The following is a 21,594-nucleotide window of genomic DNA, read 5'->3' on the forward strand; positions in this document are numbered from 1 at the left end:
TTGCCCGCGCCGGCTCAAGGCGGCGCGGGTCTCTTGAGGCGACTGTCACTGCCCGCGTCCGGCCCGCCGGACGCCGCCGGGAGACCTGACACATGACACACAGTTCGATCCTGCTCGAATGCATCGACCTATGGAAGATCTACGGCCACGCGCCCGACGAGTTCCTGAAAGCCCATGGCGGGGCGCCGACAACGGCGGATTTCCAGGCCCAGCACATGGTGGGTGCGGTGCGCAACGCCAACGTCAAGATCGCAAAGGGCGAGATCTTTGTGATCATGGGGCTTTCCGGCTCCGGCAAGTCGACGCTGGTGCGCTGCCTGTCGCGGCTGATCCAGCCCACCGGCGGGCAACTGATCTTTGACGGCGAGGAAATCCTCGGCAAATCCGACAAGCAGCTGATCGAGATCCGCCGCAAGCGCATGGGCATGGTGTTCCAGCATTTCGCGCTTCTGCCGCATCTGACCGTCCTCCAGAACGCCGCCTTTCCGCTGGAGGTGCAGGGCATCGACCGCCAGACCCGCGAACAGCGCGCCCGCGAGGTGATCGAACTCGTCGGGCTGAAGGGGCGCGAAAACCGCTATCCCGGCCAGCTTTCCGGCGGGCAGCAGCAGCGCGTCGGCATCGCGCGCTCGCTCGCGGTCGAGCCCGACCTGTGGTTCCTCGATGAGCCGTTCTCGGCGCTCGACCCGCTGATCCGCCGCGAGATGCAGGACGAGTTCATGCGGCTTCAGGCAATGCTGAAAAAGACCATCGTCTTCATCACCCACGATTTCGACGAGGCGATCCGGCTGGCCGACCGCATTGCCGTCATGCATGACGGCGAGATCGTGCAGATCGCCACGCCCGAAGAGCTGGTGCAGAACCCCGCCAACGATTACGTCGCCGAATTCACCCGCTATGTGCCGCGCGCCAAGGTGTTGACTTTGGGCTCGGTCATGCGCGCGGGCGCCGCCGAGAGCGGCGTTGTCGGCGAATTGCCCGCAAACGCCCGGATCGAGACTGTCGCCGACCAGATCGAACGCGCGGACGGTGTGTTCAACCTGCGCGACTCCAATGGCGTCACCGTGGGCCATATCGGACGGCGCGAGGTCATCGACGTGCTGGTCGGCCGGAGGGGCGGGGCATGAGCCAAGCCGAAACTGATCTTGCCGCCCCCGCCGGGCAGGCCAACGGCCTTACCGCGCTGCTGCGCAAGCCGTGGCTGTTCTGGGCGGCGCTGTTCCTCTCCACCGCGCTCATCTCGCACTACGCCTTCGATCTCTACAAGGCGCTGGATGCGCGCTGGATCATCCGCTTTCCGAGCGCCTGGCAGCCGGATTTCGAGGGCCGGATTTCTGCCTTCATGACCTGGCTGCTGGAGGATGCGCGCATCCTCGGACTGCAATTCCGCGAGATCACCCGCGGCCTCGCAGCGATGATCGAGGCGCCCTACGATCTGGTGCTCGATCTCTTCGTGCGCGGGCTGGTCTTTGGTCAGGGCCAGCAGGCGGTGCAGATCCTGCCTCCGCTCTCCTGGGTCGCGGTGGTCTATGCGGTCGTCGCACTTGGCCACTACACCAAGAGCTGGGCGCTCGCCGCGCTGATGGGCGGCTGTTTCGGCTATCTCGCGGTGTTCGGCCAGTGGGAAAGCGCCATGGTCACGCTGTCCTCGGTGCTGATCGCGGTGCCGCTGGCGGCGGGCGGCGGGCTGCTGCTGGGCATCCTCGCCTACCGGCTGCGCTGGGTCGACCTGATGCTGCGCCCGGTGCTCGACCTGATGCAGACCGTGCCGGTCTTTGCCTATCTGGTGCCGATCCTCTTCATGTTCGGCTTCGGCCCGGTTTCAGCGCTGGTCGCGACGATCATCTATGCCATGCCGCCGATGATCCGCGTCACCATCGTCGCCCTGCGCGGCGTGCCCGAAGAGCTGGCCGAGCTCGGGCGCATGGTCGGCTGCACCCCCGGCCAGCAGATGTGGAAGGTCATGGTCCCCTCGGCCAAGCCCACCATCATGGTTGGGGTCAATCAGGTGATCATGCTGACGCTGAACATGGTGATCATCGCCTCGATGATCGGCGCCGGAGGGCTTGGCTATGACGTGCTGACCGCGCTGCGCCGGCTCGATATCGGCGGCGGCATCGAGGCGGGTATTGCCATCGTCGTGCTGGCCATCGCGCTCGACCGGCTGAGCCAGGAATACGCCACCCGCACCGTCGAGCAGACCGCGCGTCAGGCGCAGGGCGGCTGGCTGCGGCGGCATCGCTGGGCGCTCTCGGCGGCGGCGGTCGCGCTGGCGACCTTCCTCGCGGGCATGGTGCTGCCCTGGATCCAGAACTACCCGGCCGCCGCCGAGATCAGCACCGGCGCCTTCTGGACGCGGGCGATGGAATATATCAACGTCACCTATTTCGACACGCTCGACGCGATCAAGACCATGATCCTGCAATGGTTCATGCTGCCGGTGCGCGGCTTCTTCACCGGCATCCCCTGGGTCTGGGGCCTCTTTGCCGCGACGCTGATCGGGCTGCGCGCCGGGGGCTGGAGACTCGCCGCGCTGGTCTTTTGCCTGGTTGGGCTGATCGTTCTGGCCGGTCTCTGGACGCCGGCGATGATGACGGTCTATCTCTGCGGTGTCTCGGTGGTGATCGCCTCCGTCATCGGCATCCCGCTGGGGATCTGGGCCGCCGGAAGCGCCGGGTCGAACCGGGTGATCGGCGCCTTTGTCGACACGCTGCAAACCCTGCCGAGCTTTGTCTACCTCATCCCCGTGGTCATGCTGTTCCGGGTCGGCGATTTCTCGGCGATGATCGCCATCGTCGCCTATGCGCTCGCCCCCGCCGTCCGCTACGCCGCGCATGGCATCCGCTCCATCGACCCGCAGGTGATCGAGGCGGGCATCGTCTCGGGCTGTACGCCTGCGCAGCTCATGCGGCGGATCAAGCTGCCGATGATCGTGCCCGAGCTGCTGCTGGGGCTGAACCAGACGATCATGCTGGCGCTGTCGATGCTGGTGATCACCGCGCTGGTCGGCACCCGCGATCTGGGTCAGGATGTCTATATCGCACTGACCAAGGCCGATACCGGGCAGGGGATCGTCGTCGGTCTCGCTGTGGCCTTTATCGCCATTACCGCCGACCGCATCCTCGCCGCCTCGGCGCGGCAGATGCGCCGCAAGCTGGGGATCGAGCAATGACGCTGGACGAGGCCATTCACCGCGCGCTGAGCTTGCCGATCTGGCGCGATCCGCAGAACGCCCAGGCGCTCAGCGGCGGGATCACCAATCACAATATCCGCCTGAGTGATGCCGGCCGCGATTACGTGGTGCGGGTCGGCGGGGACATCCCCGTGCATCAGGTGATGCGCTTCAACGAGCTCGCCTGTCACCGCGCCGCGCATGCGGTCGGCCTGTCACCCGCCATCGTGCATGCGGAACCGGGCATCCTCGCCATGGATTTCGTGCCGGGCCGGGCGCTGACCGAAGCGGATATCCGCGACCCCGACACGCTTGCCCGCGTCCTGCCGCTGCTCAAGCGGCTGCACCGCGAGGGGACACGGCAGCTACGCGGTCCGGTGCTGATGTTCTGGGTCTTTCATGTGGTGCGCGATTACGCCGCCACCCTGCGCGATGCGGGCTCGCCGCATGTGCCGTCGCTGCCGGAATTCCTCGAAATCGCCGAGGCGCTTGAGGCGGCGGTCGGGCCGGTGGAGGTGGTGCTGGGCCACAACGACCTACTGCCCGCCAACCTGCTCGATGCGGGCGACCGGATGTGGCTGATCGACTGGGACTACGGCGGGCTGAATTCGCCGCTCTTCGATCTCGCGGGGCTTGCCTCCAATGCCGGGCTCGACGCGGCGCAGGAGCGCGGGCTGCTCGCCGACTACTACGGCAAACCCGCCGACGATACGCTCTGGCGCGCCTATGCGGCAATGAAATGCGGCTCGCTGCTGCGCGAGACGATGTGGAGCATGGTGTCCGAGCTCCACTCGGAAATCGACTTCGACTACGCCGCCTATACGGCGGAAAACCGGGCCCGGCTCGCCGCCGCGCTCAAAGACTTCGAACGTTTGTGAGGATCTTATGACCGACTTTCCGACCAGCGCCAAAGCCGTGATCATCGGCGGCGGCATCGTGGGCTGCTCGACAGCCTACCATCTGGCCAAACTGGGCTGGACCGAGGTGGTCCTGCTCGAACGCAAGAAACTGACCTCGGGCACCACCTTTCACGCCGCCGGGCTGGTGGGGCAGCTGCGCTCGAACGCCAATATCACCCAGCTTCTGGGCGAGTCGGTGAAGCTTTACCGCACGCTCGAAGAGGAAACCGGGCTCGGCACCGGCTGGAAGATGAATGGCGGTCTACGGCTGGCCTGTAACGAGGAGCGTTGGACCGAGGTCAAGCGTCAGGCCACCACCGCGCGGTCCTTCGGGCTCGACATGCAGCTGCTGACGCCCTCCGAGGCCAAGGAGCTCTGGCCGCTGATGACCACCGACGACGTGGTGGGCGCGGCCTATCTGCCGACCGACGGGCAGGCCAACCCCTCCGACATCACCCAGGCGCTGGCCAAGGGCGCGCGCATGTCTGGGGCGAAGATCTACGAGGACACCAAGGTGCTGGAGATCGACCTCCAGGACGGGGTGATCAAGGGGGTGAAGACCGAGAAGGGCTATATCGCCTGCGAAAAGGTCATCGTCTGCGGCGGACAGTGGACCCGCGATTTCGCCAAGACCGTGGGGGTGAACGTGCCGCTGGTGCCGGTGGAACACCAGTACATGGTGACCGAGCGCATCGACGGCGTGACCGGCGATCTGCCCACCCTGCGCGATCCCGACCGGCTGACCTATTACAAGGAAGAGGTCGGCGGGCTGGTGATGGGCGGCTACGAGGCCAACCCGATCCCCTGGGCGATGGACGGCATCCCCAAGGGCTTTCACTACACGCTGCTGAGCTCGAATTTCGACCATTTCGAGCAGCTCATGGAGCTGTCGCTGGGCCGCGTTCCCGCGCTCGAAAGCGCCGGGATCAAGGAGCTGGTGAACGGCCCCGAGAGCTTTACGCCCGACGGCAATTTCATCCTTGGCGAGGCGCCGGAGCTGAAGAACTTCTTCGTCGGCGCGGGCTTCAACGCTTACGGCATCGCCGCCGGCGGTGGCGCCGGCATGGCGCTGGCGGAATGGGTGGCCAATGGCGAGCCGCCCTTCGATCTCTGGCCGGTGGATATCCGCCGTTTCGGCCGGCCGCATTTCGATACCGACTGGGTGCGCACCCGCACGCTGGAGGCCTATGCCAAGCATTACACCATGGCCTGGCCCTCCGAAGAGCACAGCTCGGGCCGGCCCTGCCGCAAGTCGCCGCTCTACGACACGCTGAAGGCCAACGGCGCCTGTTTCGGCGAAAAGCTCGGCTGGGAACGGCCCAACTGGTACGCGGATCTGTCGGCGGGTGAGGAGGCACGGGACATCTACACCTATGGCAAGCCCAACTGGTTCGACGCCGTGGGCCGCGAGCACAAGGCGGCGCGCGAGGCGGCGGTGCTTTACGACCAGACCTCCTTTGCCAAGTTCATCCTCAAGGGGCCGGACGCGGAAAAGGCGCTGAGCTGGATCGCCGCCAATGACGTGGCCAAACCGGTGGGCGGGCTGATCTACACCCAGATGCTGAACGACCGGGGCGGGATCGAATGCGACCTGACCTGCGTGCGCACCAGGCAGGACGAATATTACATCGTCACCGGCACCGGCTATGCGACCCATGATTTCGACTGGATCGCCCGGAACATCCCCGCCGATTGCAACGCGCAGCTCGTGGATGTGACCTCGGCCTATGCGGTGCTGTCGCTGATGGGGCCGCGTGCCCGCGACATCCTCTCGGCGGTCACCCGCGACGACGTGTCGAACGAGGGCTTCAAATTCGGCACTGCCAAGACCATCGGCATCGCCGGCTGCCCGGTCAACGCGCTGCGCGTCACCTATGTGGGCGAGCTGGGCTGGGAGCTGCACCTGCCGGTGGAATATGCCACCACGGTCTATGCCGCGCTGAAACAGGCGGGCGCCGCGCATGGGTTGATCGACGCGGGCTACCGCTCGATCGAGAGCCTGCGGCTGGAGAAGGGCTATCGCGCCTGGTCGGGCGAAATCGGCCCGGATTACACACCGATGGAAGCCGGGCTCGGCTGGGCCTGCAAGCTGCGCAAGAATATCCCCTTCAAGGGGCGCGAGGCGGTGCAGGCGCAGAAGGACGGCGGGGTAAGCAAGATGCTCGCCACCTTTACCACCGACGACCCCGACACGATCATCTGCGGTCGCTCGACGATCTTCCGTAATGGCGAGCGGGTCGGCTATCTCGCCTCCGCCGGGTTCGGCTACACGCTGAACCAGTGGATCGGCTACGGCTATGTCCGCTCCGACACGCCCATTGATGCCGACTATGTGCTGTCGGGCGAATACGAGCTCGAGGTCGCGACCAAGCGGGTGCCCTGCAAGGTGCATCTGGCGCCGCTCTTCGATCCCAAGATGGAACGGGTCAAATGCTGACCTGATCCCCTTGCCCCGCGCGGTGTCCGAACCGGCGCGGGGCTCCTCCCGAAATCCCTGAACTGACTGCAAGACTGCTCAAGGAGGCAGGCTATGAAGGTACTCGTGCCCGTAAAACGTGTGATCGACTACAATGTGAAGGTCCGCGTCAAGCCGGACGGCAGCGGTGTCGATCTGGCGAACGTCAAGATGTCGATGAATCCGTTCGACGAGATCGCGGTGGAAGAGGCGATCCGCCTGAAGGAGGCCGGCAAGGCCTCCGAGGTGATCGTCGTCTCCATCGGTGTGAAACAAGCGCAGGAGGTGCTGCGCACGGCGCTGGCCATGGGCGCCGACCGGGCGGTTCTGGTGACGGCTGCCGAGGATGTGCATACCGATATCGAGCCGCTGGCGGTGGCCAAGGTCCTGGCGAAGATCGTCGAGGAAGAGCAGCCCGGGCTGGTGCTCTGCGGCAAGCAGGCCATCGACAACGACCTGGGCGCCACCGGCCAGATGCTCTCGGCGCTGCTCGGCTGGTCGCAGGCGATGTATGCCAACAAGGTGGATGTCGAGGACGGCAAGGCCGTGGTGACCCGCGAGGTCGATGGCGGGCTTCAGACCGTCCGGGTGGCCATGCCGACGGTCATCTCGACCGATCTGCGGCTGAACGAGCCGCGCTATGCTTCGCTGCCCAATATCATGAAGGCGAAGAAAAAGCCGCTCGACGAAAAGACCGCCGCCGATCTCGGCGTCGACGTGGCGCCGCGGCTGGAAATCGTCAGCACCGGCGAACCGGCGGAACGCGCCGGCGGGATCATCGTGAGCTCGGTCGACGAGCTCTTGGCGAAACTCAAGGACGCAGGAGCTGTGTGATGTCCGTTCTTCTGATTGCCGAACTCACCGATGGGGTGCTGGCCACCGATGCGACCGCCAAGGCGGTCAGCGCCGCGCAAGGTCTGGGCGAGGTCACCGTACTGGCCGCCGGGGCCTCGGCCCGCGCGGCGGCGGAAGAGGCCGCCGGGATTGCCGGTGTGACCAAGGTCCTGGTTGCCGAAGATGCGCTTTACGGCCATCGCCTGGCAGAGCCCGTGGCGGCGCTGATCGTGTCGCTGGCGCCGGGCTACAGCCATATCGTGGCGCCGGCCACCACCGATGCCAAGAACATCCTGCCGCGCGTCGCGGCGCTGCTGGATGTGATGGTGCTGACCGATGTGACCGCCGTCGTCGATGCCGACACGTTCGAGCGACCGGTCTATGCGGGCAATGCCACGCAGACGGTTCGTTCCTCGGACAGCACCAAGATCATCACCTTCCGAACCGCGAATTTCGACGCGGCGGCGGGCGGTGGCGCGGCCCCGCTCGAGGATGTGGCGGCGGCGCCGGATCCGGCGCTGTCGGAATGGATCGAGGACAAGGTGGCCGAGAGCGACCGCCCGGAACTGACCTCTGCCGGCATCGTCGTGTCCGGCGGTCGTGGCGTGGGCTCCGAGGACAGCTTTACGCTGATCACCGCGCTGGCGGACAAGCTGGGCGCTGCCGTTGGTGCGTCGCGCGCGGCGGTCGACAGCGGCTTCGCGCCGAACGACTGGCAGGTCGGTCAGACCGGCAAGGTGGTGGCGCCGGATCTCTATATCGCCTGCGGCATCTCGGGCGCGATCCAGCACCTCGCGGGGATGAAGGACTCCAAGATCATCGTCGCGATCAACAAGGACGAGGAGGCGCCGATCTTCCAGGTGGCCGACTACGGCCTCGTGGCGGATCTGTTCGACGCGGTGCCCGAGCTGACAGGAAAGCTGGGCTGAGATGACGGCCCAGCGTATCGATGGCAAGGCGCTGGCCGCGCGGTTGCAGGAGACCGTCGCGGCCCGCACCGCCGGGCTCGGGGCAACGCAGGGTCTGCGCCCCGGGCTTGCGGTGGTGCTGGTCGGCAGCGACCCCGCAAGCCAGGTCTATGTCCGTAGCAAACGCCGCCGCACGGCGGAGGCGGGCATGCAGTCCTTTGCCCACGAGCTGCCCGAAGACACGGGCGAGGCGGCGCTGCTGGAGCTCATTGCGCGCCTCAATACCGACCCCGCCGTGCACGGCGTCCTCGTGCAGCTGCCGTTGCCCGCGCATATCGACCCGATGCGGGTGCTGGCCGCCATCGACCCCGCCAAGGATGTCGACGGCTTTCATGTGGTGAATGCCGGGCGGCTGGCGACGGGGCAGCCCGGGCTGGTGCCCTGCACACCGCTGGGCTGCATGATGCTGCTGCGCGAGCGGCACGCGGATCTTTCCGGGCTGCACGCGGTGGTGCTGGGTCGCTCCAACATCGTCGGCAAGCCCATGGCGCAGCTGCTGCTGGCGGAAAACTGTACGGTGACCGTGGTGCACAGCCGCAGCCGGGATCTTCCGATGCTCTGCCGCCAGGCGGATATCCTCGTCGCCGCCGTCGGTCGTCCCGAGCTTGTCCGGGGCGACTGGATCAGGCCCGGCGCCACGGTGATCGACGTCGGCATCAACCGGGTCGTTCGGCCGGATGGTACGGCGCGGCTCATCGGCGATGTCGCCTTTGACGAGGCGGCGGCGGTGGCCGGGGCGATCACGCCGGTGCCCGGCGGCGTCGGACCGATGACCATTGCCTGCCTGCTGGCCAATACACTGATCGCGAGTTGCCGGCAGGCCGGCCTGCCGGATCCGGATCTGACCCCGGCACCTGGCGCCTGAGCCCGCCGATCATCAGCCCATACCGAAGCAAGGACCGAAGCATGAGCAAATACGCCCTTACCGTCACCTGCAAATCCACCCGCGGCATCGTCGCCGGGATCTCGGGCTTTCTTGCCGAGCAGGGGTGCCATATCACCGACAGTGCGCAGTTCGACGATGCCGAAACCGGCAATTTCTTCATGCGGATCAGCTTTTCGCCCGAAGAGGATGTCGCGGTTTCTCCGGATGGTCTGACCGAGACCTTCGGCGAGATCGCCAAGCGTTTTGGCATGACCTATCATTTCTTCTCGGAGACCGAGCGGATGAAGGTCATCGTCATGGTCTCGCGCTTTGGCCACTGCCTGAACGACCTGCTCTATCGCTGCCGCATCGGGGCGCTGCCAGTGGAGATCGTGGCGGTGATCTCGAACCACATGGACTATCAGAAGGTGGTGGTGAACCACGACATCCCCTTCCACTGCATCAAGGTCACCAAGGAGAACAAACCGCAGGCCGAGCGCCGCATCATGGAGGTGGTCGAGGAAACCGGCGCCGAGCTGGTGGTGCTTGCGCGCTACATGCAGATCCTCAGCGACGAGATGTGCCAGAAGATGTCGGGGCGGATCATCAATATCCACCACTCCTTCCTGCCGTCTTTCAAGGGCGCGAACCCCTACAAGCAGGCGTTTGAGCGCGGCGTGAAGCTGATCGGCGCGACCTCGCATTACGTGACCGCCGATCTGGATGAAGGCCCGATCATCGAGCAGGACACGGTGCGGGTGACCCATGCGCAAAGCCCGTCCGACTATGTCTCTCTGGGCCGCGATGTGGAGGCGCAGGTGCTGGCCCGCGCAATCCACGCGCATATCCACCGCCGCGTTTTCCTGAACGGCAACAAGACGGTGGTGTTCCCGGCCTCGCCCGGTTCCTACGCCTCCGAGCGGATGGGCTAGAGGCGGCGCCTGCGGCGCCGGGTTTGAGTATTTGCGGAAAGATGAAGATGCAGGCGCGAGGTCCGGGTAAGTGCGCGATGTTGGATCATGTCTGCGGTGGCGTTGAGAAACCTGTCCACATGACCGAAAATCTCGACATTTAGGTTGATTTATGTGGGAAATAGACTCAATATATCAACAAAAAACAACGAATCCGCCATCGGATGCCACATCCGGACTGCGCGGTGCCACAGCGAGGAGTCCCATCGTGTTCCTGCCCCTGATCGAGGCGCGAGACGAGACCCGGCCATCGGCGAATGTGGTCGTGGTCTGTGAACATGCGTCGAACCATTTCCCCGAGGTCTTTGGCACGCTGGGTTTGGGCGAGGACGCACGGCGTGCGCATATCGCCTGGGATCCCGGCGCGCTTGGCGTGGCGCGGGCGATGGCGGCGGAGCTCAATGCCGATCTGGTGGCAGGCTCCGTGTCGCGCCTGATCTACGATTGCAACCGCCCGCCAGAGGCACCGAGCGCCTTTCCGGAACGCTCCGAGTTGTACGAGATTCCCGGCAACAGGGCGCTCTCTGAAGCCGACAGGGCCGAGCGCGCGGCGGCGGTCTATACGCCCTTCCGCAAGGCACTGGCCGCGCTCATGCAGGCGCGGGGGCAGGGGGTGCTGGTGACGGTTCACAGCTTCACGCCCGTGTATCAGGGCGTGCCGCGCGACTGCGAAATCGGCATCCTGCACGACCGCGACAGCCGGCTTGCCGACGCCTTGCTGTCGGACTGGCCCGGCGCCGCGCCCTGGCGCGCCACCCGCAACGCGCCCTACGGCCCCGAGGATGGGGTGACGCACACGCTTGTCGAGCACGGGATTGCGCGGGACTGGCCCAATGTCATGCTGGAGATACGCAACGACCTGATCGCGAGCGAGGCCGCGCAATTGCAGGCCGGGCGCTTCCTTGCCCGGCGCATTGCCCTTGCCCTGCCCGCCATGAACGGAGGAGGCAACGATGCCTGACGACAAACTCGAAGACCTGAGGCAGAAGGCGAGCACCGGTGAGATCGACACTGTGCTTGTCTGTCTGGTGGACATGCAGGGGCGGCTCATGGGCAAGCGCTTTCATGTGCAGAACTTTCTCGACCATGCCCATGCCGAGACCCATTGCTGCAACTACCTGCTGGCGACCGATCTCGAGATGGCCACGCCCGAGGGCTATCGCGCCACGTCCTGGGAATCCGGCTATGGCGATTACACCATGCGGCCCGATGCGAGCACGATCCGCCCGCTGCCCTGGCTTGAGGGCACGGCCATGGTGCTCTGCGACCTGGAGGATCACGAGGCGCATGCGCCAGTGGCCCACGCGCCCCGGCAGATGCTGAAGGGCCAGATCGCAAGGCTGGCGGAGAGGGGGCTCGCGCCGATGATGGCGACCGAGCTGGAATTTTTCCTCTTCGAGGGCACCGCGCGGGAGAACCGCGAGGCGGGGTTCCGCAATCTGCGCCCGCATGTGGAGCACAACCAGGATTACGCGATCCAGCTCAGCACACGCGACGAGGTGGTGATGCGCCCGCTGCGCAACATGCTCTACGCCGCCGGGATCGAGGTGGAATGCTCCAAGGGCGAGGCGGAGACCGGGCAGGAGGAGCTGAACCTGCGCTATCAGGATGCGCTGAGCTGCGCCGATTACCACACCATCGCCAAGCACGCGGCCAAGGATATCGCCGCCGCGCAGGGGCTGACTGCCAGCTTCCTGCCGAAATGGCACGCGGACAAGGTGGGCTCGGCCAGCCATGTGCATTGCTCGCTGTTCCGCGACGGGGAGAACGCCTTTCACGATCCCGCCCGGCCGATGGGGAAATCCGCGCTGATGGATCATTTCGTGGCCGGGCTGCTGAAATACGCCCCCGATTACACCGTGTTCCTGGCGCCTTACGTCAACAGCTACAAGCGCTTCCGCAAGGGGACGTTCGCGCCGACCAAGGCGGTCTGGTCGGTCGACAACCGCACCGCCGGGTTCCGCATGTGCGGGGCGGGGACGAAGGGCGTGCGCATCGAGTGCCGGATCGGCGGCTCGGACATGAACCCCTATCTGGCGCAGGCGGCGATGCTGGCCGCCGGTCTCGCCGGGATCGAGGAAGAGCTGGCGCTGCCCGATCCGATCTCGGGCGACATCTATGCCAATGACGGCGCGGCGAACGTGCCGACCACCCTGCGCGAGGCCACCGAGACGCTGCGCGGCTCGGCCATGCTGCGCGCGGCTTTCGGCGACGGGGTCGTCGATCATTACGCCCGCGCCGCCGAGGTCGAGCAGGAAGCGTTCGACGCGGCGGTGACGGATTGGGAAATCTCTCGTGGATTCGAAAGGTGCTGACGTGACAGACCTGACTTGCATATCGCCCATCGACGGCAGCGTCGTGGCCACCCGCCCGACCCTCTCGCAAGCCGATGCGGAGGACGCCGCCCGGGCGGGCCGCGCCGCGCAGGCGGAGTGGGCGGCGCGCCCGATGGCGGAGCGGATCGCGCTGGTGCGCCGCGCCGTGGCCATCATCGGCGAACAGACCGACCGCATGACGCGCGAGCTGGCGCTGCAAATGGGCCGGCCGGTGCGCTATGGCGGCGAATTCGGCGGGTTCGAGGAGCGCGCGAGCTACATGTGCGACATCGCCGAGGAGGCGCTGGCGCCGCTGGTGGTCGAGGACGGCCCCGGCATCCTGCGCAAGATCGAACGCGAGCCGCTGGGGCTCGTGCTGATCATCGCGCCGTGGAACTACCCCTATATGACGGCGATCAATGCGGTAGCGCCGGCGCTGGTCGCCGGCAACAGCGTGATGCTGAAACATTCCGAGCAGACGCTGCTGGTGGGCGAGCATCTGGCCGAGGCCTTCCACGCCGCCGGCGTGCCGGAGGCGGTGTTCCAGAACGTCTTTCTCGATCACGAAGCGACCGGCGCGCTGATCTCGGGGCGCGAGGTGGATTTCGTGAATTTCACCGGCTCCGTCGGGGGCGGGCAGGCGATGGAACGCGCCGCCGCCGGAACCTTCATAGGGGTTGCGACCGAGCTGGGCGGCAAGGATCCGGCCTATATCCGCGCCGATGCCGATCTCGACGCCGCCGTTGACGGGGTGATGGACGGGGCGATGTTCAATTCCGGGCAGTGCTGCTGCGGGATCGAGCGGATCTATGTGCACGAAAGCCTCTACGACGCCTTTGTCGAGAAGGCGGTGGCGCTGGTACGGGGCTCGAAACTGGGCGATCCGCGCGAGGCAGAGACCACCATGGGCCCGATGGCGCATGTGCGCTTTGCAAGGGGCGTGCGCGCGCAGATCGACGCCGCCGTCGCGGCGGGTGCGGTGGCGCATATCGACACCATGGAGGCGGATGACGGCGGCGCCTATCTGACGCCGCAGATCCTCACCGGTGTGACCCACGAGATGGAGGTCATGCGCGAGGAAAGCTTCGGCCCGGTGGTCGGCATCATGCCGGTCAGCGACGATGACGAGGCCGTGCGGCTGATGAATGACAGCCGCTTCGGGCTCACCGCCTCGATCTGGACGACCGATGCCGAGGCGGCGGAGGCCATCGGTCGGCGGCTGCAAACCGGCACGGTTTTCATGAACCGCTGCGATTATCTCGACCCGGCGCTGTGCTGGAGCGGCTGCAAGGATACCGGGCGCGGCGCCGGCCTGTCGCCGCTGGCCTATCAGGCGCTGACCCGTCCGAAATCCTATCACCTGAAAAAGAAAGTCTGAGCCATGACCCCGACTGCAAACTGGTCCTATCCCACGGCCATCCGCTTCGGTGCCGGGCGCATCAAGGAGCTGGCCGAGGCCTGCAAAGCCGCCGGCATCTCGCGCCCGCTGCTCGTCACCGACAAGGGCCTCGCGCCGCTGCCGATCACCGCGGGGGCGCTCGACGTGCTGGAGGGGGCGGGCCTTGGCCGCGCGCTCTTTTCCGAGGTCGATCCGAACCCGAACGAGAGCAACCTTGCCGAAGGCGTCCGGATGTTCCGCGAGGGCGGCCATGACGGGGTGATCGCCTTTGGCGGCGGCTCCGGGCTCGATCTGGGCAAGATGGTCGCCTTCATGGCGGGCCAGACCCGCCCGGTCTGGGATTTCGAGGATATCGGCGACTGGTGGACCCGCGCCGATGCCGATGCGATCCATCCCAATATCTGCGTACCGACCACCGCCGGCACCGGCTCGGAGGTCGGGCGTGCCTCGGTGCTGACCAATTCCGAGACCCACGAGAAAAAGATCATCTTCCACCCCAAGGTGCTGCCCTCGGTGGTCATCGCCGATCCCGAGCTGACCGTGGGCATGCCGCAGCCGATCACCGCCGGCACCGGCATGGATGCGTTTGCCCATTGTCTGGAGGCCTATTGCTCGCCGCATTACCACCCGATGAGCCAGGGCATCGCGCTGGAGGGCATGCGGCTGGTGAAGGAGAACCTGCCGCGCGCTTATGCGGATGGCGCCGATCTGGAGGCGCGGGCGCATATGATGTCGGCGGCGATGATGGGGGCGACGGCCTTTCAGAAGGGTCTGGGCGCGATCCATGCCATCAGCCACCCGGTGGGCGCGATTTACCACACCCATCACGGCACGACCAACGCCGCCGTCATGGCCCGCGTGCTCGATTTCAACCGTCCGGCCATCGAGGACCGGATCGCCATGGCAGCGCGCTATCTGGGCATTGACGGCGGGTTCGAGGGCTTCCGCGAGGCGGTGACCGAGATGATCGCGGATCTGGGCATTCCCTCCAGCCTGAGTGGCCTCGGCATCGACACTCCCGATATCGACGCCATCCTGCGCGGCGCGCTCAAGGATCCCTCGACCGGTGGCAACCCGATCGAGATGACCGAGGAAAACACCCGGCCCCTGATCGAGGCCTGTTTCGACTGACACGGGCCTGGCCCGGCTTTCCTTCCCCCGCCAGTCCCCCCCGGGCCCGCGACACGCGGCCCGGGGCAGGGCCCGGCTGACCTTTTCCCAAGGAGACGACATGCTTGACCTGAGCAAGAGCGCCCCGATTTCCGACCCCGAGATCGCTGCTGCGATCGAGGCCGAGCTCGACCGCCAGCAGAACCAGATCGAACTGATCGCATCCGAGAATATCGTCTCGCGCGACGTGCTTCTGGCACAGGGGTCTGTGCTGACCAACAAATATGCCGAAGGCTATCCGGGCAAGCGTTATTACGGCGGCTGCGAGCATGTCGACGTGGCCGAGACGGTGGCGCTCGACCGGGTGAAAAAGCTCTTCGGCGCGGGCTTTGCCAACGTGCAGCCGCATTCCGGCGCGCAGGCCAACCAGGCGGTGTTCCTGGCGCTGCTGCAACCGGGCGACCGCATCATGGGCCTGAACCTCGCCCATGGCGGCCACCTCACCCACGGCTCGCCGGTCACCATGTCGGGCAAATGGTTCGACGTGGTCTCCTACGAGGTCGATGCCGACAGCCACCTGATCGACATGGAAAAGGTGCGTGAAAAGGCGCTGGAGACCAAGCCCAAGCTGATCGTCGCGGGCGCCTCGGCCTATCCGCGCAAGATCGACTTCGAAGGCTTCCGCAAGATCGCGGACGAGGTCGGCGCCTACCTGATGGTCGACATGGCGCATTACGCGGGGCTTGTCGCGGCGGGGGTCTATCCCGATCCGATGCCGCACGCCCATGTGGTTACCTCGACCACCCACAAGACGCTGCGCGGTCCGCGCGGCGGGATCATTCTGACCAATGACGAGGCGCTGGCGAAAAAGCTGAACTCGGCTGTCTTTCCGGGCAACCAGGGCGGCCCGCTGATGCATGTGATCGCCGCCAAGGCGGTGGCTTTCGGCGAGGCCCTGACGCCGGAATTCGGTGAGTATGCCCGTCAGGTCGTGATCAATGCGCAGGCCATGGCCGAGGAGCTGCGCGCCGGTGGTCTCGGCATCGTCTCGGGCGGCACGGACAGCCACATGGTGCTGGTCGATCTGCGGCCCAAGGGCGTGACCGGCAAGGTGGCCGAGATCGCGCTGGAGCGCGCGGGCCTCACCTGCAACAAGAACGCCATTCCCTTCGATCCGGAAAAGCCCTTTGTCACCTCGGGCATTCGTCTCGGCAGCTCTGCGGGCACCACGCGCGGCTTTGGCAACGCGGAATTCCGCAGCATCGCGCGGATGATCCTGTCGGTGATCGACGCGCTTGCCGCCCGGCCCGAGGGCGACAGCGAGATCGAGGCACAGGTGCGCGGGCAGGTGCGGTCGCTCTGCGACGCGTTCCCGATCTACCGCTGAGCGATGGTCGTTTCGGTCTTTGAGATCTTTAAGCACGGTATCGGCCCCTCGTCGTCGCACACGATGGGGCCGATGGTGGCCGCAGGGCGGTTTCTGGACGATCTGCGCGGTGGCGCGGAGCCGATCCCAGGGGCCGGCGCCCCGGCGGCGCTGCGTGTCTCGCTTCACGGCTCGCTGGCCTTCACCGGCAAGGGCCATCACAGCGACCGGGCGGTGATGCTTGGGCTGCTGGGCGCACGTCCCGAAACGCTCGATCCCGACGCGGCGGAGGCCATGCTCGCGGCGCTGCACCGGGGCTGTCGGCTAACGCCCGACGCGCTGCCGCCGCTGGCTTTCGATCCCGCGCGGGATCTGGTCTTTGACTACGGCCCGCCGCTGCCCGGGCATGCCAACGGCATGATTTTCGAGGCCTTCGACGCGGCGGGGCGGGCCTGTCACCGCCAGACCTATTATTCGGTGGGCGGCGGGTTCGTGCAGACCGATGCGGAGCTTGCCGCGCCGCCCGCCGCCGCCTCGCAAGACCCGCTGCCCTATGCCTTCACCAGTGCCGCCGAGCTGCTGCGCCTCGGCGCACGCTCGGGCCTGAGCATCGCGCAGATGGCGCGTGCCAACGAGGAGGCGCTGCGGCGGGCGCGGATCGACGCGGAGATCGACACGATCTGGCAGGCGATGGACGCCTGCATCGACCGTGGTTTTGCGCGGGAGGGCGAACTGCCCGGCGGGCTCCGGGTGCGTCGCCGGGCGCGGGCGCTCTATCAGAGCTTGACCGAACAGCGCTTCTCCAACCGTCAGCTGCCGCATGTCGCCAATGAATGGCTCTCCGCCTACGCGATGGCGGTGAACGAGGAAAACGCCGCCGGCGGGCGGGTTGTCACGGCGCCGACCAATGGCGCGGCGGGCACCGTGCCGGCGGTGCTGCGCTACTGGGCCGATCATTGTGACGAGGCCAGCGCCGAGAAACGCAGGATCTTTCTTTTGACAGCGGGGGCCATCGGCGGGCTGATCAAGCACAATGCCTCTATTTCCGGCGCCGAGGTCGGTTGTCAGGGCGAAGTCGGATCCGCCTCGGCCATGGCCGCTGCCGGTCTCTGCGCTGTGCTGGGCGGCAGCAACGAGCAGATCGAGAACGCCGCCGAGATCGCGCTTGAACACCATTTGGGCATGACCTGCGATCCCGCCGCCGGGCTGGTGCAGGTGCCCTGTATCGAGCGCAACGCCATGGGCGCGATCAAGGCCGTCTCTGCCGCGGCGCTCGCGCTGCGCGCGGACGGTACGCATTTCAGGCCGCTCGACAACTGCATCCGGGTGATGCGCGACACCGGTCGGGACATGAGCGACAAGTACAAGGAAACCTCGACCGGCGGGATCGCGGTGAACCTGCCGGAATGTTGACGGGAGGGGCGTCATGATCTGTCTGGATTTCGATGGGGTGATCGCCGACACGCTGGGTTTCTGGGACAGGTTGTGCCGTCAGGCGGCGGCTGAACAGGGCCTCGTGCTGCCGCGCGGGATGACACCTTTCGCCCGGCTCTGCCCGCTGACCTTTCTTCAGCTTGGCGCCGATCTCGGGCTCGATGCCGCCCGGTTCGACAAGCGTATGGCCGCGCTGTCTCTGGAGCAGGAGAGCGTGGCGGCGCCGTTTCCCGAAATGCCGGCGTGCCTCGAGACGCTCGCCGCGCTGGCGCCGCTTTGCGTGCTCAGCTCAAGCCGGACGGTCTTTGTCCGGTGGTTTCTGTCGCGTCACGGGCTCGACGGCCATTTTCGCGACGTGCTGGGCGGCGACCGCCACCCGGGCAAGGCGGCGGCGCTGCGAAGCATGCCGCAGGCGGTGCTGATGATCGGCGACGCCAAGAGCGATATCGACGCGGCACGGCAGGCCGGGTTGCGCTCTGTCGGGGTGCTCTGGGGCTGGCAGGATCGAAGCATGCTGGAGGGGGCCGACTACCTGGCGGAGCGCCCGGAAGAGCTGCTGACCTTCGCCCGCGCCGCGCTGGCGGAGCCGCGCGGCTGAGCGGACATGGCCTGGCGCGCGCCTTGCCGGGGTTCTCGCTCAGGCCGCGCGTGCCGTCATCACCCGCAGCACGGTATCGAGAAGCTCCTGCCGGAAGAACGGCTTGGTAAGCACGGCGTCGAGTCCAATACGGCGCGCCTCTTCGGCGACGGCATCTTTCAGGATCCCGCTATAGAGCAGAATGGGAAGCTGCGGGCGGTCCTGCCGAAGCGCCCGCGCCAGATCGACGCCGGTCATGCCGGGCATGGCGTAATCGGTGACGATCAGGTCATAGGCATCCCGACCGCGCACGCGAAAGGCGCTCAGCGCCTCGGCGGGGTCGGAAAAGCGCTCGACCTCGGCAAAGAGTTCGCGCAGCGCGAGTTCCGTGGTTTCGGCAAGTTGGTCTTCGTCATCCACCACCATGGCGCGTTCGAACCGTGCCGCGCGCGGCTGCTGCCGCGCGCCTGCCGGCGCCGCTGTGCCATCCGCGGCGCCCTCGTGTATCGGCAGGCAGATGGTGAAGCGGCTGCCCTCGCCCGGCGCGCTGCTCACCGAGAGGCTGCCGCCATGGCTGGCGACGATCCCGTGCGCCAGCGTCAGGCCCAGACCGTGCCCGGTGCCCTTGGTGGTGAAAAACCCGTCGAAAATGCGCCGGCAGGTCGCCTCGTCCATGCCGGTGCCGGTGTCCGAGATCGACAGAGACAGGACGTCTCCGCCATCGGAATCCGGGCGGTGTTCACGCAGCAATGTAACCTCGATCCGCCCGCCTTCAGGCATCGCGTCGAGCGCGTTCAGCAGGATATTGTCGAGCACCTGGCTGATCTGGACGGGATCGGCATAGATCACCGCATCCTCGACATCCGAAGCGAAGCGGATCGACACCTCCGGCGGCGCACTTTCGCTGAACGCACGCACGCAGCCGCGGATATGTCCGACCGCCGAGAGAGCGGTGCGGTGCTTGCTCGACGGGCTGGCAAAGCTCAGGATCTGTTCCACCAGCGCCCGCCCGCGCGCGCCGGCCTCGAGCACCCGGGCAAGATATTTCCGCGCCGCACCATCCTCCGGGGTCAGGTCGGTGGCAATTTCCGCCGCGCCCACGGCGACGCCGAGGATGTTGTTGACGTCATGGGCGATGCCGCTGGCCATGGTTCCCAGCGCCTCCATCTTCTGGGACTGGGCGAGCTGCTCTTCGAGCCGTGTCTTGTCGCGCTCGATGGCCTTGCGTCGCGACAGGTCGCGCAGCTGGATGACAAAGAACCGTTCCTGCGGCAGCAGCACCTCGGAAACGGTCATTTCCGCCGGAAAATGCGCGCGCTCGGGCGAGGCGAGCGAGATCTCCTTGCGCGGGTTGAAAATCGTCGAGGGGTGGCTGTGAGTGTCCGGCGGCAGGCCGCCGCGGTCGGGCAGGGAGTCCTCGGGCAGCCAGACGACCTCGGCAAAGGGTTTGCCGACCACCGCGTCGCGCTTCATGCGAAAGATCTTTTCGGCGGCGGGATTGAAATCGACGATCCTGCCATCCGCCGCGACCGTGACCAGCCCGTCCAGCGTGCTGTCGATCACCGCGCGTTTCAGCGCCTCGCTTTCCTGCAACTCCTTTTGCTGGGCGCGGGTCTGCCGGAAATTCGCCTGGAGCGCCCGGCGCATGGAGTCGAAGGATTCGCCAAGCCGGCCGACCTCTCCCCAGCCCGAGGTGTCGACACGGGTGTCGAGCACGCCGGCGGCGACGGATTGCGCGCTGAGCGCCAGAGATCGCAGCGGCCGGACGATCTTGAGCTGAAGGAAGAACAGGATCATCAGCATGCTGACACCGAACTGCCCCACGGCGGTGCGCAGGATCTGCGCCTCTTCCAGCCGCAGCGCCTCTTCCATGCGGGCGGTCGACATTTCCACTACGACAAAGGCGATCTTTTCGTCGCCGCGATAGATCGCGCGCTGCATCAGGAGCGGGCGCCCGACGCTGCTGCGCCGCTCGGGCCGGCTGGCCTGGAGAAAGCGCGGGATCAGCTCGGTATAGACGGTGATGTCCACGACGCGCTCGTCGCTCATCACCGCATCGAGCAGCGGGCGCGCGGCCTCGGCGTCGAGGTTCCAGGTCGGCGCGACGAGGCCCGAGGCGAGCACCTCCGTCACCTCCGCCAGATGCTGCCGCAACTCGGTCAGCAGCGCGGTCTTGCGCTCCTTGTGGGTGTGGAAGGCGAGCAACGAGATCGGCACCACCAGCCCGAGCACGAGGACGAGGATCAGTGACCATTGCAGCGATCCCCGGCCCGTCAGTACCCCGGGCAGCCGCGTCGCGCGGCTCACGGGCGGTCCTCTTCGGAGAGGCCGTATTTGGCGCGCAGCGCCGCAAGGCGCCCGCTCTCGGCGAGAATGCGCATGCCTTCGTCGAAAAGCGCGGCATAGCGGGGCGAGTCGGCGGAGGCAGGGGAGAAGGCGATATAGAGATGTGTGGGCTCGCCCACCGGGACAAGCCGCAGCCGGTCGGACAGCGCCAGCCGTTCCGCCAGATAGGCCAGCACCGCCTCGTATCCCAGAAAGGCGTCGATGCGCCCGATGGTGAGCTTGCGCAGCCCGAGGGTTTCGGCGTCGTGCTGAAAGACCAGATCGGTGCGGGTCATGTCATCGGCGGCATTGGCCAGATAAGCGTCGATTTCGGCGGTGTAATTGTAGCCCTTCACGGCGCCCACCAGCAGCGGCGCGAGCGACGCGGGCCCGTCGTAGCGATAGCGGCTCTGGGCGCGGAGGGCGAGCACCGGTTGCACCGTGGCGAGCGGCGTCTGCGGGATCACATAGCGTTCGACGCCGCGCGGCACCGCGCCCACGACCGCATCGAGAAAGCCCATGCGCGCCTCGCGCAGCGCGCGGTTGCGGGGCCGTGTCTCGTAGGCGATGCGGTGGCCGACCGCGGCGAAGGCCTCGGTCAGCACATCGACCATATAGCCGGGGCGGTCGTCAGCCGGGCCGCAATTGTAGGGGCACCACTCGTTCGAGGCGACGCGGATGATGTCCGCCGCGCGGGCAGGGGGCGTCGCGCCGGCCACAACCATGGTCAAAAGCGCGGCCCATGCCGCGATCCGGAGGCCTGATGCTGTGTGACGGCCCGGCATTCCCTGCGGTCCTCCGGCGGTTGGCGGTTTGCGACCGGAGGGATCCGGCCGGGCGGCATGACGGTAAAGCTAGCCTGCTTTCGGCATCCGGGCCAATGGGGCACAGCGCAGAGATTTCA

Annotated in this window: 17 protein-coding genes; 15 read left to right on the plus strand and 2 right to left on the minus strand. The window is 66.7% G+C overall.

Features of this window, described 5'->3' with window-relative positions; translation table 11 throughout:
* The first annotated feature begins 92 nt into the window (after nt 1-92).
* The 15 genes from Ga0080574_RS02035 (at nt 93) to Ga0080574_RS02105 (ending at nt 18,386) form a co-directional block, all read left to right on the plus strand.
* Entirely contained in the window at nt 93-1,127 is a 1,035-nt protein-coding gene (locus Ga0080574_RS02035; protein WP_076694799.1) for a quaternary amine ABC transporter ATP-binding protein, read from the plus strand.
* On the plus strand, nt 1,124-3,172 hold the full coding sequence (locus tag Ga0080574_RS02040; RefSeq protein WP_076694802.1) for an ABC transporter permease: 2,049 nt from the start codon (nt 1,124-1,126) through the stop codon (nt 3,170-3,172). Before Ga0080574_RS02035 ends, Ga0080574_RS02040 begins: the two co-directional genes overlap by 4 nt.
* Complete coding sequence (locus tag Ga0080574_RS02045) at nt 3,169-4,050, plus strand: phosphotransferase (protein WP_076694806.1); 882 nt, start codon at nt 3,169-3,171, stop codon at nt 4,048-4,050. Before Ga0080574_RS02040 ends, Ga0080574_RS02045 begins: the two co-directional genes overlap by 4 nt.
* 7 nt (nt 4,051-4,057) lie before the next feature.
* The gene (locus tag Ga0080574_RS02050; protein WP_076694809.1) at nt 4,058-6,508 is read left to right on the plus strand and encodes a GcvT family protein; all 2,451 of its coding nucleotides are present in this window, start codon (nt 4,058-4,060) and stop codon (nt 6,506-6,508) included.
* A gap of 93 nt (nt 6,509-6,601) precedes the next feature.
* Nucleotides 6,602-7,360, plus strand: coding sequence for an electron transfer flavoprotein subunit beta/FixA family protein (locus tag Ga0080574_RS02055; RefSeq protein ID WP_076694812.1), 759 nt, complete (start codon nt 6,602-6,604; stop codon nt 7,358-7,360).
* Nucleotides 7,360-8,289 carry an electron transfer flavoprotein subunit alpha/FixB family protein gene (locus Ga0080574_RS02060; RefSeq protein ID WP_076694816.1) on the plus strand — a complete coding sequence of 310 codons (930 nt, stop codon included), beginning with the start codon at nt 7,360-7,362 and terminating at the stop codon, nt 8,287-8,289. Before Ga0080574_RS02055 ends, Ga0080574_RS02060 begins: the two co-directional genes overlap by 1 nt.
* Nucleotide 8,290: 1 nt before the next feature.
* On the plus strand, nt 8,291-9,193 hold the full coding sequence (gene folD / locus Ga0080574_RS02065; RefSeq protein ID WP_076694818.1) for a bifunctional methylenetetrahydrofolate dehydrogenase/methenyltetrahydrofolate cyclohydrolase FolD: 903 nt from the start codon (nt 8,291-8,293) through the stop codon (nt 9,191-9,193).
* A gap of 41 nt (nt 9,194-9,234) precedes the next feature.
* The gene (purU, locus tag Ga0080574_RS02070; protein ID WP_076694820.1) at nt 9,235-10,125 is read left to right on the plus strand and encodes a formyltetrahydrofolate deformylase; all 891 of its coding nucleotides are present in this window, start codon (nt 9,235-9,237) and stop codon (nt 10,123-10,125) included.
* A 247-nt stretch (nt 10,126-10,372) separates the two neighbouring features.
* Complete coding sequence (locus Ga0080574_RS02075) at nt 10,373-11,125, plus strand: N-formylglutamate amidohydrolase (RefSeq protein WP_237219243.1); 753 nt, start codon at nt 10,373-10,375, stop codon at nt 11,123-11,125.
* On the plus strand, nt 11,118-12,479 hold the full coding sequence (locus tag Ga0080574_RS02080) for a glutamine synthetase family protein (RefSeq protein ID WP_076694821.1): 1,362 nt from the start codon (nt 11,118-11,120) through the stop codon (nt 12,477-12,479). The genes Ga0080574_RS02075 and Ga0080574_RS02080 overlap by 8 nt, the downstream gene beginning before the upstream one ends.
* Nucleotide 12,480: 1 nt before the next feature.
* Nucleotides 12,481-13,857 carry an aldehyde dehydrogenase family protein gene (locus Ga0080574_RS02085; RefSeq protein WP_076694823.1) on the plus strand — a complete coding sequence of 459 codons (1,377 nt, stop codon included), beginning with the start codon at nt 12,481-12,483 and terminating at the stop codon, nt 13,855-13,857.
* A gap of 3 nt (nt 13,858-13,860) precedes the next feature.
* Complete coding sequence (locus Ga0080574_RS02090) at nt 13,861-15,009, plus strand: iron-containing alcohol dehydrogenase (RefSeq protein WP_076694825.1); 1,149 nt, start codon at nt 13,861-13,863, stop codon at nt 15,007-15,009.
* 100 nt (nt 15,010-15,109) lie between these two features.
* A complete protein-coding gene (gene glyA, locus Ga0080574_RS02095; RefSeq protein WP_076694827.1) occupies nt 15,110-16,375 on the plus strand; it encodes a serine hydroxymethyltransferase in 1,266 nt (421 codons plus the stop codon).
* A gap of 3 nt (nt 16,376-16,378) precedes the next feature.
* Complete coding sequence (locus Ga0080574_RS02100) at nt 16,379-17,767, plus strand: L-serine ammonia-lyase (protein ID WP_076694829.1); 1,389 nt, start codon at nt 16,379-16,381, stop codon at nt 17,765-17,767.
* A gap of 13 nt (nt 17,768-17,780) precedes the next feature.
* Nucleotides 17,781-18,386 (plus strand): HAD family hydrolase, encoded by a 606-nt coding sequence (locus Ga0080574_RS02105; protein ID WP_076694831.1) that lies wholly within the window; start codon nt 17,781-17,783, stop codon nt 18,384-18,386.
* A gap of 39 nt (nt 18,387-18,425) precedes the next feature.
* On the opposite strand, the gene Ga0080574_RS02110 is transcribed toward Ga0080574_RS02105, so the two are convergent.
* Nucleotides 18,426-20,672, minus strand: coding sequence for a hybrid sensor histidine kinase/response regulator (locus tag Ga0080574_RS02110; RefSeq protein ID WP_076694834.1), 2,247 nt, complete (start codon nt 20,670-20,672; stop codon nt 18,426-18,428).
* Complete coding sequence (locus tag Ga0080574_RS02115) at nt 20,669-21,421, minus strand: substrate-binding periplasmic protein (RefSeq protein ID WP_198039715.1); 753 nt, start codon at nt 21,419-21,421, stop codon at nt 20,669-20,671. The genes Ga0080574_RS02110 and Ga0080574_RS02115 overlap by 4 nt, the downstream gene beginning before the upstream one ends.
* Nucleotides 21,422-21,594 lie beyond the last annotated feature (173 nt).

Origin of the sequence: Salipiger abyssi (assembly GCF_001975705.1) — a bacterium.
GTDB classification, from domain to species: Bacteria; Pseudomonadota; Alphaproteobacteria; order Rhodobacterales; family Rhodobacteraceae; genus Salipiger; species Salipiger abyssi.

Bases quoted from the DNA above. Each gene is read 5' to 3' on its own strand.
- Ga0080574_RS02035 (WP_076694799.1), top strand. From the start codon at position 93: ATGACACACAGTTCGATCCTGCTCGAATGCATCGACCTATGGAAGATC.
- Ga0080574_RS02040 (WP_076694802.1), top strand. From the start codon at position 1,124: ATGAGCCAAGCCGAAACTGATCTTGCCGCCCCCGCCGGGCAGGCCAAC.
- Ga0080574_RS02045 (WP_076694806.1), top strand. From the start codon at position 3,169: ATGACGCTGGACGAGGCCATTCACCGCGCGCTGAGCTTGCCGATCTGG.
- Ga0080574_RS02050 (WP_076694809.1), top strand. From the start codon at position 4,058: ATGACCGACTTTCCGACCAGCGCCAAAGCCGTGATCATCGGCGGCGGC.
- Ga0080574_RS02055 (WP_076694812.1), top strand. From the start codon at position 6,602: ATGAAGGTACTCGTGCCCGTAAAACGTGTGATCGACTACAATGTGAAG.
- Ga0080574_RS02060 (WP_076694816.1), top strand. From the start codon at position 7,360: ATGTCCGTTCTTCTGATTGCCGAACTCACCGATGGGGTGCTGGCCACC.
- folD (WP_076694818.1), top strand. From the start codon at position 8,291: ATGACGGCCCAGCGTATCGATGGCAAGGCGCTGGCCGCGCGGTTGCAG.
- purU (WP_076694820.1), top strand. From the start codon at position 9,235: ATGAGCAAATACGCCCTTACCGTCACCTGCAAATCCACCCGCGGCATC.
- Ga0080574_RS02080 (WP_076694821.1), top strand. From the start codon at position 11,118: ATGCCTGACGACAAACTCGAAGACCTGAGGCAGAAGGCGAGCACCGGT.
- Ga0080574_RS02090 (WP_076694825.1), top strand. From the start codon at position 13,861: ATGACCCCGACTGCAAACTGGTCCTATCCCACGGCCATCCGCTTCGGT.
- glyA (WP_076694827.1), top strand. From the start codon at position 15,110: ATGCTTGACCTGAGCAAGAGCGCCCCGATTTCCGACCCCGAGATCGCT.
- Ga0080574_RS02100 (WP_076694829.1), top strand. From the start codon at position 16,379: ATGGTCGTTTCGGTCTTTGAGATCTTTAAGCACGGTATCGGCCCCTCG.
- Ga0080574_RS02105 (WP_076694831.1), top strand. From the start codon at position 17,781: ATGATCTGTCTGGATTTCGATGGGGTGATCGCCGACACGCTGGGTTTC.